The 13,392-nt window shown below is 51.9% G+C and carries 11 protein-coding genes and 1 pseudogene; 3 read left to right on the forward strand and 9 right to left on the reverse strand.

The window, feature by feature from the left end; all coding sequences use genetic code 11:
* The first annotated feature begins 548 nt into the window (after positions 1–548).
* From ABHU32_RS09565 to ABHU32_RS10105, 3 genes and pseudogenes are all read left to right on the forward strand, one after another.
* Complete coding sequence (locus ABHU32_RS09565; RefSeq protein WP_346979768.1) at positions 549–1,355, forward strand: hypothetical protein; 807 nt, start codon at positions 549–551, stop codon at positions 1,353–1,355.
* 21 nt (positions 1,356–1,376) lie between these two features.
* Positions 1,377–2,438 (forward strand): annotated as a pseudogene (locus ABHU32_RS10100) (RICIN domain-containing protein); the annotation flags it as partial.
* A gap of 157 nt (positions 2,439–2,595) precedes the next feature.
* Complete coding sequence (locus ABHU32_RS10105; protein ID WP_430393436.1) at positions 2,596–2,928, forward strand: RICIN domain-containing protein; 333 nt, start codon at positions 2,596–2,598, stop codon at positions 2,926–2,928.
* Positions 2,929–3,126: 198 nt separating this feature from the next.
* Here ABHU32_RS10105 and ABHU32_RS09580 read toward each other — a convergent pair whose 3' ends face one another.
* The 9 genes from ABHU32_RS09580 to ABHU32_RS09620 all read right to left on the reverse strand — a co-directional run.
* Positions 3,127–4,368 (reverse strand): Coenzyme F420 hydrogenase/dehydrogenase, beta subunit C-terminal domain, encoded by a 1,242-nt coding sequence (locus ABHU32_RS09580; RefSeq protein ID WP_346979769.1) that lies wholly within the window; start codon positions 4,366–4,368, stop codon positions 3,127–3,129.
* Positions 4,369–4,380: 12 nt separating this feature from the next.
* The gene (locus ABHU32_RS09585) at positions 4,381–5,784 is read right to left on the reverse strand and encodes a lipopolysaccharide biosynthesis protein (protein WP_195445232.1); all 1,404 of its coding nucleotides are present in this window, start codon (positions 5,782–5,784) and stop codon (positions 4,381–4,383) included.
* Entirely contained in the window at positions 5,784–6,857 is a 1,074-nt protein-coding gene (locus tag ABHU32_RS09590) for a polysaccharide pyruvyl transferase family protein (RefSeq protein WP_195445230.1), read from the reverse strand. The genes ABHU32_RS09585 and ABHU32_RS09590 overlap by 1 nt, the downstream gene beginning before the upstream one ends.
* Positions 6,854–8,029, reverse strand: coding sequence for a glycosyltransferase family 2 protein (locus ABHU32_RS09595; protein WP_195445228.1), 1,176 nt, complete (start codon positions 8,027–8,029; stop codon positions 6,854–6,856). The genes ABHU32_RS09590 and ABHU32_RS09595 overlap by 4 nt, the downstream gene beginning before the upstream one ends.
* A 14-nt stretch (positions 8,030–8,043) precedes the next feature.
* Positions 8,044–9,105, reverse strand: a complete 1,062-nt coding sequence (locus ABHU32_RS09600; RefSeq protein WP_196031765.1) for a glycosyltransferase family 4 protein — start codon at positions 9,103–9,105, stop codon at positions 8,044–8,046.
* A 12-nt stretch (positions 9,106–9,117) separates the two neighbouring features.
* Entirely contained in the window at positions 9,118–10,260 is a 1,143-nt protein-coding gene (locus ABHU32_RS09605) for a hypothetical protein (RefSeq protein WP_346979770.1), read from the reverse strand.
* A 97-nt stretch (positions 10,261–10,357) separates the two neighbouring features.
* Positions 10,358–11,806, reverse strand: coding sequence for a sugar nucleotide-binding protein (locus tag ABHU32_RS09610; protein ID WP_346979771.1), 1,449 nt, complete (start codon positions 11,804–11,806; stop codon positions 10,358–10,360).
* A 14-nt stretch (positions 11,807–11,820) separates the two neighbouring features.
* Entirely contained in the window at positions 11,821–12,843 is a 1,023-nt protein-coding gene (gene rfbB / locus ABHU32_RS09615) for a dTDP-glucose 4,6-dehydratase (protein WP_346979772.1), read from the reverse strand.
* 24 nt (positions 12,844–12,867) lie between these two features.
* Positions 12,868–13,392, reverse strand: a 525-nt coding sequence (locus tag ABHU32_RS09620) for a sugar nucleotidyltransferase (RefSeq protein ID WP_346979773.1), incomplete at its 5' end; no start/stop codon positions are given.

Genomic DNA, 13,392 nt, shown 5'->3' on the forward strand with positions numbered 1-13,392 from the left:
ACGGTGGCCATTATTCGGTGACCGGGATTGGTCAAAATCGTTTGACTATTAGCGGCTAAAATCGCCCGGCGCTAACATCTCCTTTCGACCAGAACGATTGATACCGGTTTAGCACCTTTCTTTAAAGATGAAACCATGTAACGGCTGCGCGCACGTTATCCCTACCTGCAGCCACAATGAACCCTCCCCCACCGTTGATACAGTCACTGAATGAGACTTATGACAAGTCCATTCGCGTCACTTTGCTTAAAGTTTAACTACTGGCGCGGACACAAACTGACCTTTGGAGGCCTCGGCGCCAAGACTCGAAGAAGCGCAAGACGGTCTAATGTTGGAGTTGCCGCATCGCTTATAGCCAACCTAGCACGAGCCCGAGCGCCGCCGGGGACTAAAGCGGGCCTGCTCCCCCTCCTCCTCCCCAACATCCCCCAGAAAGTTCGCTGATGTTGACTGGGGTTCCCGTAAAATAATCCCCAATAAAATATGTGCGGAGTGCTGGCCTGGAGCTACCTTCGGACCCTATTGGCTGCTCACCGAGAGGCTCCGCTATGAAACGACCCCTTTACTACCTGTCCTGCGCGATCGCGTGCACGTCCATGGTCGGCGCGACGATGCCTATGGCAGCCATCGCGGAGGCAATTCAGCCCCAAGAGACCACCGAGCAGCAGGCGCAAGCCGACGCCACGAGCAGCGGCACAGACAAGGCTGAAGACGGCACCAACACAAATGCGACAGCAGATTCCGCAGAGGACAGCACCGCAACATCTACCGGCACCAGCCAGACCGACCCCGCGGACGCCAACACCACAGACACCGCCACCCCCGGCACCGCCGCCGCAACCGGCGCGGCCACCACAGCCCCCACCCCATCCCTCCGAGCCCGCACCAACCCCACGCCCGAGGCAATCTCCATCACGTCACAAACCACCTACGCCCACTCCGCCACGGCAACCCAAAACGGCGTCACCTTCACCGTCTCGTGGAACGACGTCCCCGCGGGCACCGCGACGACCTTCCACGTAACCCAAACCAACGGCTCGTCCCAGGCCAAGGCACGCATGGACGTGCCCACCTATTGGGACGGCGGCAGCCAGGAAAGCGTCTGCGACCCGTCGCGCGCGGCATGGGGCAGCTACTGCAGCCTGGGCACCACGGGCCACGACTTTACCTTTGACTTCACGGCATCGGGCACGTACCGCATCTACTTCTACTTTATGGACAACGACAGATACGACCCCCAAAACGACAAGGGGATCTACTACCTGCGCACCACGGCGGAGGTGACCGTAAACGACGCCGCCCGCCCAAGCGTCACGCAGATCGTCAACGACGCCGTGGCCCAGTGCAGGCAATAGACAGACGCCTCGGAATACGACATGGCGCTGTGGCTCCACGACTGGACGCTCGACCAGCTGGAGTACGACCACAGCCTCAACTGGTGCTCGGCCGAAAGCGGTCTCACGCGCCACCAGGGCACCTGCGAGAGCTACCAGCGCATCTACTCCAAGCTCCTTGACGCCGCGGGCATCGACAACGGCCGCATCACCGGCAACGGCCACACCTGGAACGCCGTAAAGATCGACGGCAAATGGTGCCAGATGGACCTAACCTGGGACGACACCAGCAACAACTGGTACGGAGACCTGGACCAGCGCCATCTGTACTTTGGCCTGACCGACGAGTTCATGGCGATCGCCCACTCCGACCACACAGCAAATTACCAGAAGAACGACTACGCCTACCGCTCGACCGACCTGTCCAACAATTACTTTGTGCGAAATGGCAAGGCCGATGAATGGGCAAAGAAATATGCCGACCGCATTCAGCAGCATCTGGAACCCAAAGAAGAGAGCTTTTCCATCAATGCTGACAATCAATCTTTCCCGCCGAGCATCTCGGGGATTCAGAATGGGATCATTGCGTATGCGATGAATCTGAGAGAGTGGAAGACTGAAACTGACCAAGCAGATCTAAAAGCGGCATCAATAGTCACCACACAAACCAGCACTACTTGGATTGCTACGTTCAAATTCACGGCAAAGTTCTTGCAAATCAAACCAGCCGCTACACCGGTTTTGCCCAACGGAATGTATTCCATATACTCATGCCTCGACCAATCAAAAGCCCTAGACGTCCGCATGGAGTCGAAGAACGATAGGGCGAATGTACAGCTCTGGCAAGATCACGGCGGCAGACAACAAAAGGTCAACCTCCAAATCCAAAACGACGGCACCTATCTTATTACGTTCGTTCATTCAGGAAAAGCGCTGTCTGCTGAATCAAGTCGTGATGGATCGAATGTTAGTCAGTCAAATATAGATGGTTCCGATCTACAGAGATGGGTTGTCGAACGAATGGGGACGGGATATACAATAAAAAATAAAGCAGGGAACCAGTGGCTAAATGTTAGAAGAGCCGACACAAGAAACGGCACAAATATTCAAACTTGGTCAAATGGCGGTGTGGCCGAAACAATCTTTAATCTTGTTCCAACTGAACTCGATGCACTTCCAAACGGTAGGTACGCCATAATAACCAAACTTGACACGACAAAAACAATCGACATTCGCTTAGCGTCCCAAGATGATTTTGCAAATGCTCAAATTTGGACTGACTACAATTCCCCAAATCAATCAGTTGATCTTAGAAGACAGGGAGACGGAGCATACACATTTTTTTGTACACTCCAAAAAGGCGCTAACAGCAGAAGCTGTCAAGGACGGCGCAAACGTTTCGCAGGCAACATATACTGGTTCAAATCTTCAGCATTGGAAGCTATCAAAACATAGAAATGGATTCACCGTACAACTAGCTGGAGCAAATGAATACTTAAACGTTAGGCTTGCAATGGCAAGAGATGGAGCAAATGTTCAAACATGGTCAAACGGCGGAACAATAGAGACACTATTTAAGTTTGAAATAAGATAGATATTTCATTACTACAAGACATATTTACAAGTGATACACACATGATATGACCCGCCGCGACGCAAATCGTGGCGGGTCATATTTCAACAATTCAGAAGGCGCAAATTAAAGCAAACTCAATTGAAAAATATAGTGCAAATGACATTCACGTAGCATCAATCGAATCACAAGAACAGCAATAATAGAAAAGCAACGCTACTAAGAGGACAGCCCCCGAGACCTAAAGCTTTTAGCAAAAGAAATAAATGGGGCAGGGAGCAATACTTTAAGCATTCTCTTTGAATGAAATTTTAGTCCTCGCTCGCGCCTCAAATACAATTTGTAGATTGACTTCCAACCGCCCTTCGTAAAAGCATCAATATACAGTTCTCTGTCGTTGGGAAGATCACTAGGATGACGGAGCTGGTCGTTGCCCTTGGCTATATCGTCGAACTCAACAGGGCACAAGTCCAGAGCGTTGCTGGACTCAATGAATTCCCTTCCGCGGTCGTTATTAACCAGCAGGCAGGAGACGCCCTTCATCTGATTGAACTTCTCAGAATCCTTTAGAACGTCGGGCCTATTAACGTCGACACCCCAAAAATCGCCGATGGTAAGATCACCGGCACGTAATCTCCCTGCATAGGGGCACCTATAACAGCTGTCGCGAAGCGTCTTAAGGTTCAAGAACATGTCGTAGAAGGGAGATTTCGCCGCAGGAATGGTAACCTCTCTTCCGTCCTCAAGAAGAAGAAGAAGAAGGGAGTGTCCCCACCCCTCGCGCTTGCACCTAAACCGGAAATCAACCACGGGAGATCCAAACTGCTTGCCATAGTCCTCCACGCAATCCGCGAACATGCGAGCGGAAGGGACGCCATGGCAAATCAAGTCAATAGTTGTCAGGCCCTCATAATCGCGCCCGAGGAAACCCCTAAGGCCAGCAACCTGGCAAGGCGTTCCGCAAAATAAGACCCGCCTTCCCTCGCATAGATCCGCCTTGATGTCGGCAAAGCAAGATCCGGCGTCACTCTGGACATATTTAGAGTTGAGAAGCGGGCGGAGCTCATCAACGCTCACTGCACGACGATGTCGCACACGAAGCGTATTCCCCTCACGCTCATAGGCAGCACCGTATGCAACCCCACCAGAGGAAATGTGCTCACGTGCAACGGCACCGAAAACTCCGCCGGAAGCGGACTCCGAGACATCGTCCCTACCAGCAGCGGCAAAGAACGGTCCGACGGAATTAGAGCCTATCCCCCGGTTGAGGCCGCACGCCCTCGTGCACGTGCCACAACCGATACAGAGTTCGCTGTTAATTACAGGAAGAACAAACCCGTTCTTGCCCCCAGACATGGTGATGGCGCCTTTCGGGCAAGCGGCGGCACACGCCCCGCATCCACAGCAATGCGACGGCGACTCAAACAGTGTGGGGACTTCGCCCCTTTTCACGATAGACATTCAGTTATCCCCCTACTTGCGGGCCGAGATAAGATTGCGCAGAATATCGGCATTCATATAAACGGAAAAAGCCAGCGCAATTGCCAGGCAGGCGATCGCGCACAAAAAGCCCGCACCGTAGGCGGACAGATAATAAAAAACGAACACGCCGACAATCGAAACCAAAGTCAGAACTTGTTCAAAACGGTCTTCGACAAGCTTCGTAAACTTAGCGACCTTGATTCTACGGTACTCATTCACCACGATCATCGCCAAGAGTGTTGCAACAGATGCGCCATAAAGACCGAAGTGCGGAATCAGCAGGACACACAGCGCGGCGCAAAGAGCAGCAGACACCGCAGTGGTGGTACCCATAATTCCAGTCTCCTTATGCGCGGTAAAGATACCGCCGTAAAAGCCGGAAATGTTGCTGAAATATGTGGCCAAGAGCAATATCGGCACATACAACAGGCCCTCGCCGAATGAGCCCTTGATCAGGATGCCATACACGAGAGGCATAAGCGCAGACATAAGCAGAACAACACTCATCATGAAACGCCTTAGCGCGCGATACACAGAGTTGTAGAAAGCCGACTCATCCTCATCAGAGTTAAGAGCACGCGCCGAGCTCTCCTTCCAGGACTGATAGAAGAATCCGTACACCTGGTCCATAACGCCTGGGAACTTGTAGGACACGGCGTACACGCCGGCGGAGGAAGCCCCGAGCGTGTTCATGATGATTAACCTGTCCAGCAGGTTGTTAATAGTCCAGGAAACCTTGTTGGGAATGAGCGGAAATGAATACCGCAAAAGGTCTCGAGCATAAATAATGGAGAAAGACGACGGATCGATATAACGCCAGAGTTTTCGCATGACCATGAAAGAAAGGGCAACAACGCCCTGTGCAATGACCGTGGCAGAAAGCATGCCCACAACGCCCCAACGCAACACGGCGATAAACAGAACGTTGAGCACGATAGTTAGGACACTCGCGGTAAAGTTCATGACGGAATATCCCACAGTATCTCCGAAGCCACGCAAGACCGCAGAAGCCATTTGCAGAAGCGCCCCTGCAACAACAAGCCCAACGACCCAGCCAAGATTTTCAGGCTTAAATAACAGCCAGACCAGAATCGCTAAAACCGTAAAGCACACGCAACCAGCAAGAAGAACAGCACAAGACGCCGTCACGGTTTTAGCTCGATCTTCATCGGTGCGGCAATCGATGAGGAACCGAAACAGCGCTTCATCCATAAGCAAGGAAACGGCAGGGACGCAAAACAGAGCAATAGTGTTGATGTAATCGACGGTACCATAATCGCCAGTGGAAAGAACTGAAGTATAGAGCGGCAAAAGAAGAAATGAAACGAGCTTAGTTGCCATTCCACCCACTGCGATAATGCCAGTGTTTTTAATAAGTCGGCGCGTCTCCCCCATTACGAAAGCGCCTTTCTAAGATAGGACCAGGAATGCTCCCGCAGAGAATCCAGATGAGAATCCACATCGTCCCAATCGCAGGGAACAATATCGTCGACACATATAGCATTAGCGCAACGTGAAGAAAGCCCAATATTTCCCAACAAGTCGCGCATGCGAGCGCCAGATTTATCCGTAGCAAATACACGGAAAGGTTTATGGAAGATGACTGAGAATACAGTTGCATGAAAAGAATTGGTGAGAACAAGGCCCGCATGCGCAATAAGTGAAACAAACTCCTCCGGACCAACGCCGAACAGGTTAACCGAATTTGGAATATCCAAGTTATTTTCAGATATATAGGCGACCTTCCTGCCTGTTGCAGTTGCCATTGAGACGGTACTCTCGACGAGCTCAGGACATTCACGCAGCAGATACATGAATATATATCCGTCTTCCAGGAGCTTCCTTGAAGTCATCACAGCGTAGTCATCAGCGTTCAGGAGGAGAGTGGGATCGAGCACCACCTCAATAGGCTTATCAACAAGAGGCTGAAAGAGCGATACCGTCTCTTCCTCACGCACAGAAAGATAATCGAATTTTGAAAGAAGTGCAGAGACTCTTCTTTTATCAAAATTCTCAGGTTTAAACGACGTGTGAGCCAAGCTGGGTGCGTAGGCTACACGACGTCTATCTCCAGCAAACGAGAGAAAAAACGGTTTAACTATGCCATTCGTGCAATCAAGATTCCAAATCTGATCGCTGCCGCAGACAAAACAATCAAACTCAGAGGCAAGCTCATCCATACGATGTCTAGTTTTGTCATTATATTTATTTGTCAGATTAAAAAATCGTTTCCAGAAAGAATGGAACGCATTTCGACGTTTCAAATATGACGCAGGACGCATGCAGAATCTAATAAAGGATTTAGGGTGTTTAAATTGCACCAACCTATACTGGTCAAAATCTTTGCTTCTGTAATCAATCAAAGACGCAACATGACCCAGTCTTTGCACTGCTGCCTGCATTGCAAACGATTGCAGAGCAGAACCAAAATTATAGGAACAATGGAAAGTTATAATTCCAACATTCATTTACCCAATAACCTTTCAATGAATTTACAAAATCGTTTAAATAAAGAATTAAACGTTGTCATAGCGCCATAAACTGCAAACGCCAAACTCAAATGACCCATAGGCAGTAACGCTGCAGCAACACGCCATTCGCCCCGCTTTCCAAGACAATCAACTGGGAAATTCAATAAATGGTTTCTAAGCCATTGCCTATCAAATGAAGTCAGCCACGAGGACTTTACTAAGTTATTTTGGGAGCCCGCAAAAACAGCTCTCTTGAATTGCTCCATGAATTCACGTCCAACGATTAGATGCTCATCTTTGGCTGAAAAGACAGAAGCATTCTTAAGCCGTTCGACAATGTTGGCAAAAAGAACAAGAGAGTCTGTGTCACGAGGACGAACGTTTGCACATGTTGAGGAACTATCAAGATCCCAATAATATAAACAAAATGGTACAAAACCAACACGACCATCGTGAAGCTGCCAAAGATACTCTAAATTAAATAATCTATCCTCGGAAAACCTCAGTCCTATAGGGAAGGGTGCCAAATCATCACCCAATCGATCAACAAGCTGCCTAATATGGGCACTTCGATACAAACGGGCCCATGAGGCATTTAATTCGTATAACGACCTATCAATAGTTTCACTATATAAACCATCTATCATTGCATCCAAGAGAGCCCCGCTGTGCACAACCTTCATATCAGAAACTGCCTGACATACATCGGAAGAGCTGCTATTTACAATATTCGGCTGAAGATAGGAGCAGACAACTAAATCAAGGTCTTTTTTTTCAGCAGCCAAAATTAATTCTTTATAGTCGCCTGGAAATAGATAGTCATCAGCATCAAGGAACATCACCCAGTCACTGCATGAAGCTGCAAAGCCAACATTTCGCGCGATAGATCTACCACAATTGTCTTGAGTTATAACAAGAAGTCGAGAATCATCTTTCGATAACTGCTCAAGCAAATTGCGGGTCCCATCTGAGGAGCCATCATTAACAACAATTACTTTAGAGAGAACGGGACCAATTGCAAGAGCGCTTCGAACGCTTCGCACAATGGTATCCTTAGCGTTATACGCAGGAATAATAATTGTTAAGAATGTATCTTGAGTGTCAGAACTGGAATCAAAATTGCATATTCGCATATCGCTGCTACATGTCGCATGACCATTGATACGCATAAGCGATTCCTCCTCTATTTCAGACAGAACTCTTCTTCAAGCGCATTAAACGACTTTCGCATTGAACACTGAGACATAGCGTAAGCCTTGCCCTTAGCAGCTAAGGTCAACGCGTAATCGGGATTTAAAAGCAACTTGCAAATATTATCTGCTAGCGCGGAATAGTCACCAACCGGAGAAATAAGTGCGCAATTGGTATTCGCGTATTCATGAACGCCCAAAAAATCGGTTGAGCATAGAGCACAGCCGCAAAACATACTCTCAGCTAATGTCAGACCAAATCCTTCATTAATTGTTGCGCAAGCATATACAAGCGAGGAACTGTAAATCTTCCTCAGCTCGCTCTGGGTTGCGTTTTGCGTATATACAACCCACTCGGGAAACCACGAAGGTCTGGCAGGTGTGCCAAAAGCATTAACAACTAATTCAGGATTCTTTTCATGAACCATTGTTAAAGCTTTCCATAAATCATCGAATCCTTTATGTGACCCTTCGTGATAAAGGACTGCGACCGCATTGTTATTTCTTTTTATTGACTCTTCATAGAATACAGTCGCGTCAATTGGGTTCTTGATAAGAGTGGGCTTTACACCGGATTCCTTTTGCACGAGATCAAAAAGCCAATCAGAAACTACAATATTTGACATTCCAAATCTAAAAGATGCTCTCACATCTTTCTCAGAAATGCCCCATTTTTCAAAATCTTGGATAAAGTAGTGCTTCTTGCCCTTGCTATTGCTGAGACTAGAAACGCCATAAGCAGTTTCAGCTGCCGTTGCAACAACATGGTCAGAATCAGGAACCTCAGAATCCTTTATACCAAAAATGCACTGTTTTTTTATCGAAGGATTTAGGGGGTACCATCTTGGCTCAACAGAAACAGCCAACCGGCACAACAACCGCCTAATAGGCTCGAAAACTAAACCTCTATTCATCGTATTTAAACAATCGAAACAAATAGTAACTAGGCAGCCATGATCTGAAAGATAGTTCGCATACATGAAGACCATTTTAGCTCCGCCCCAAGGCACGCGAGAAAAGCTGTGGAATATAAAAGTAATCCTATTAGTTTTCATATTAGAAATCCTCTATTCACCAATGCTCTTGTCGCGCGGATAAAACATTGAACCTCCGATGGTCAAATGATTGCCAAGCACAATAGGAGCCATTGCAATCAAAAAATAATTTGAATCGACCATAATTCCGACTGTCTCGGAACATGAATAAAAAACCATTAAAAGCAAACCGAGACAAATACCGTCAATACGATTAGAAAGAATGGCATGAATAATCAACGCGATTACTCCAGCAAGCAATAAAGCAGTAGGAATAATTCCTTCTCTTAAAAATAAATGGCACCATGCATTGTCAACGGTGAAAGTCAAAGGAAGACCGAAGAAGGCTAACGAAGAAAAGTCACGACCAAAAAGGGTAAATGGGGCCACTTCTGCATACTTGTTTGCCAATGCCAGTCTGTCGCTAAGAAGTAAATTAAGATGATTATGCAATGGAGCCTGGACGTTGTAACAGATCATAAAATAGAAGCTAGCAATTATTAAAATAAAAGCACCGACAAAAAGCACTTTAAGAGTCACTAACTTCAGCTCAATATTTTGAACACGCGAAAAAAATACAAGTAAAATGGCTTGAAACACCAATAATAAAACCGCTGTACGTGAGCCAGTCACCGTCTGAGCTATAAACGCACATGAAAGAGCCATTGCAAGATTAGCAAATATAGAGCCCTTATAATGCGAAACCAAATAGGAAATAGAAGCGACTACAAGATACCTTGCTAATGTATTAGGGTGGACAAATCCCAAGGAATGACGAACTCCATTTGTTCCATAAATCAACACATCGCGAACAAGCCCGGCATTCAACAATACGCACACAAATATAATCGCCGAAGCTGAAACAAACAAAGAAATTCTAGCAAGTATCTCGATATCAACGCCCAAACCACAAAGCACGAATAATGCAAGCCATAGAAAGTAGTTCTCCCCAGAGCATCTCCATGAAATAAAACCAATTGCAACAATAAGAAAAAAAGATACCCAAGAGAAGCCGTTCATTTTTTGACGGAAGATTTTTAATACCAAACAGCAAAGAGCAAATACTTGGAGTGAAATAATCAATGCACTTATAGGCAGTCCGAGCAAAGACTCAGCAGTCGTAAAACCGAATGCACAAGAATACGAATAAGCTATAAATGCGATATAATAAATCATATCTTCAAACTTGGTATTTAATAGCCGTGTGTAACCTATTTTTCCTGAAGAATATGAAATCAATTGTCACTCCAAATATCAAACTAAAATTAACGAACTAAATAAATAAAACAGCCAGCTCCTCCTCCCAGTCGGGCATGTGAAAGCCGACCGACTCGAGCTTGGACAGGTCGAGCGCGGAGTGGACCGGGCGCGGGGCGACGGGGCCCTCGGCGCCGGCGTAGTAGTCGGCGGTCGATACCGGCACGACCCTGTCGCCGTTGCCGTTGGCGGCCTCGAAGACGGCGCGGGCGATGTCGGCCCAGGACTTGACGGCGCCGGAGCCCGTGCAGTTATAGGTGCCGTAGGGGGCGTGCGTCCCCAGCACGTGGAAGATGGCCTGGGCCATGTCGCGCGTAAAGGTCAGGCGGCCCAGCTGGTCGTCGACCACGGTGACCTGCTCGAGTTTGTCCTCGGGGTCGGCGACGCGGTCGGACAGGCCCTTCATGGTCTTCACGAAGTTGCGGCCCTCGCCGATGACCCAGCTGGAGCGCATGATGTAGTGGCGCGGGCACCCGGCCACGGCGATGTCGCCGGCGGCCTTGGTCTGGCCGTAGACGGATAGCGGGCTGAGGGGCTCGTCCTCCGTGTGGACCTCGGCGGTGCCGTCGAAGACGTAGTCGCTGGATACGTGGACGAGCGTGATGCCGTGCTCGGCGCAGGTGCGGGCGAGCAGCGCCGGCCCGGTCGCGTTGGCCTTCCAGGCGGTGGCGCGGCCCTCGGGGGTCTCGGCCCTGTCGACGGCCGTGTAGGCGCCGCAGTTGATGACGGTGCCGTAGAGCGACCAGTCGTACTGCGTATAGGCCGCCGGGTCGGACATGTCGAAGGTGTCGATGTCGCAGAAGTCGAAGTCCTTGGCGACACCGCGCTCCTCGGCGAGCGCGCGGACCGCGCGGCCCAGCTGGCCGTTGCAGCCGGTGACGAGGGTGCGCTTCGGCGCCATCGGGACGACGTCCCTGAGCATCGGGTGGTTGAGGTCGGCCTCGGAGACGGTGGCCTCCCCCAGCGGGATGGGCCACTCGATGGCGAGCTCGGGGTCGGCGAGGTTCACGAAGGTGTAGGTCCTCTTCAATTCGAGGGACCAGTGGGCGTCCACCAGGTAGGTGTAGGCGGTGCCGTCCTCCAGGGCCTGGAAGGAGTTGCCCACGCCGCGCGGGACGTAGATGGCCTTGCTCGGGTCGAGCACGGTCGTGTAGACCTTGCCGAAGGTCTCGCTGCCCTCGCGCAGGTCCACCCATGCGCCGAAGACCGAGCCGCGGGCCACGGAGATGAACTTGTCCCAGGGCTCGGCGTGGATGCCGCGGGTGACGCCGCGGCTGTCGTTGTAGGAGATGTTGTTCTGGACGACGCGGAGGTCCGGGATGCCCAGGGCGGTCATCTTGGCGCGCTGCCAGTTCTCCTTGAACCAGCCGCGCGAGTCGCCGTGTACGGCCAGGTCGACGACCTTCAGGCCCCCGATGCCGGTCTCGGCGACGGAGAGGTCCTTCTCGAATGCGATGTCTGCCATAGTTCTATCCCCTCCTACTGGCCCTGTGCGCGGTAGCGGGCCTCGGTGGCCTCCTTGGCCGGGCGCCACCAGGCCTCGTTCTCGACGTACCAGTCGATCGTCTGCTTCAGCCCCTCGACGAAGTCGGTGTGGGCCGGCCTCCAGCCGAGCTCGCGCTGGAGCTTGGTGCTGTCGATGGCGTAGCGGCGGTCGTGGCCGGGGCGGTCGGCGACCCAGTCGAAGTCCTCGGGGTCGCGCCCCATGGCCTCCAGGATCATGCGCAGGACCGTGATGTTGTCCCTCTCGCCGTCGGCCCCGATGAGGTAGGTCTCCCCCGTGCGGCCCTTGGTGAGGATGTCCCAGACGGCCGAGGAGTGGTCCTCGGTGTGGATCCAGTCGCGGACGTTCTCGCCCTTCCCGTAGAGCTTGGGCCGCACGCCGTCGACGATGTTGGTGATCTGCCTGGGGATGAACTTCTCCACGTGCTGGTAGGGGCCGTAGTTGTTGGAGCAGTTGGAGATCGTGGCGCGCAGGCCGTAAGTGCGGGTCCAGGCGCGGACCAGCATGTCGGAGCTGGCCTTGGTGCTCGAGTACGGCGAGGACGGCTTATACGGCGTCTCCTCGGTGAACTTGGCCGGGTCGTCGAGCGCCAGGTCGCCGTAGACCTCGTCGGTCGAGACGTGGTGGTAGCGGATTCCGTATTTGCGCACGGCCTCCAGCAGGCGGAAGGTGCCCTCCACGTTGGTGCGCAGGAACGGCTCGGGGTCGGCGATGGAGTTGTCGTTGTGGCTCTCGGCGGCGTAGTGCACGATCGCGTCGTGGCCCGGCACGATCCTATCGAGCAGCTCCGCATCGCAGATGTCGCCCACGACGAGCTCCACGCGGTCCGACGGCAGCCCGGCGATGTTCTCGGGGTTGCCGGCGTAGGTCAGCTTGTCCAGGACGGTCACGTGGACGTCGGGGTGGTTGTCCACGACGTAGTGCACGAAGTTGCTGCCGATGAAGCCGCAGCCTCCCGTGACGATGATGTTCCTGGGCTCGAAGAGCTCTTCAGTCATGTTTCTATCTCCCATTGGATCGGATTAGTACTCGCGCGGGCTGTTGACGATCTCGCCGGCGGCGACCTTCTTCAGGTGCCGGCCGTAGACCGACTTGCCGTAGGCCTTGGCGGCCTCCTCGAGCTCGGCGGTCGTGATCCAGCCGTTCTCCCAGGCGATCTCCTCGGGCACGGACACGGGCAGGTCCTGGGAGTGCTCCACGGCGCGGACGAACTCCGCGGCCTCGTGCAGGCTCTCCATGGTGCCGGTGTCCAGCCACGCGTACCCGCGGCCCAGGGTGACGACCGACAGCGTCCCCTCCTCCAGGTACATCTGGTTGAGCGTGGTGATCTCCAGCTCGCCGCGGGCCGACGGCTCGACCTCATGCGCCTTGGCGGCGACGTCGCCCGGGTAGAAGTACAGGCCGGTGACGGCGTAGGAGCTCTTGGGGCACTCGGGCTTCTCCTCGATGGAGACGGCACGGCCCTGCGCATCGAACTCCACGACGCCGAAGCGCTCGGGGTCGTCCACGTGGTAGCCGAAGACCGTGGCGCGGCCCGACTCGGCGTT

This window comes from Collinsella aerofaciens, assembly GCF_039758965.1.
Taxonomy (GTDB): domain Bacteria; phylum Actinomycetota; class Coriobacteriia; order Coriobacteriales; family Coriobacteriaceae; genus Collinsella; species Collinsella aerofaciens_BR.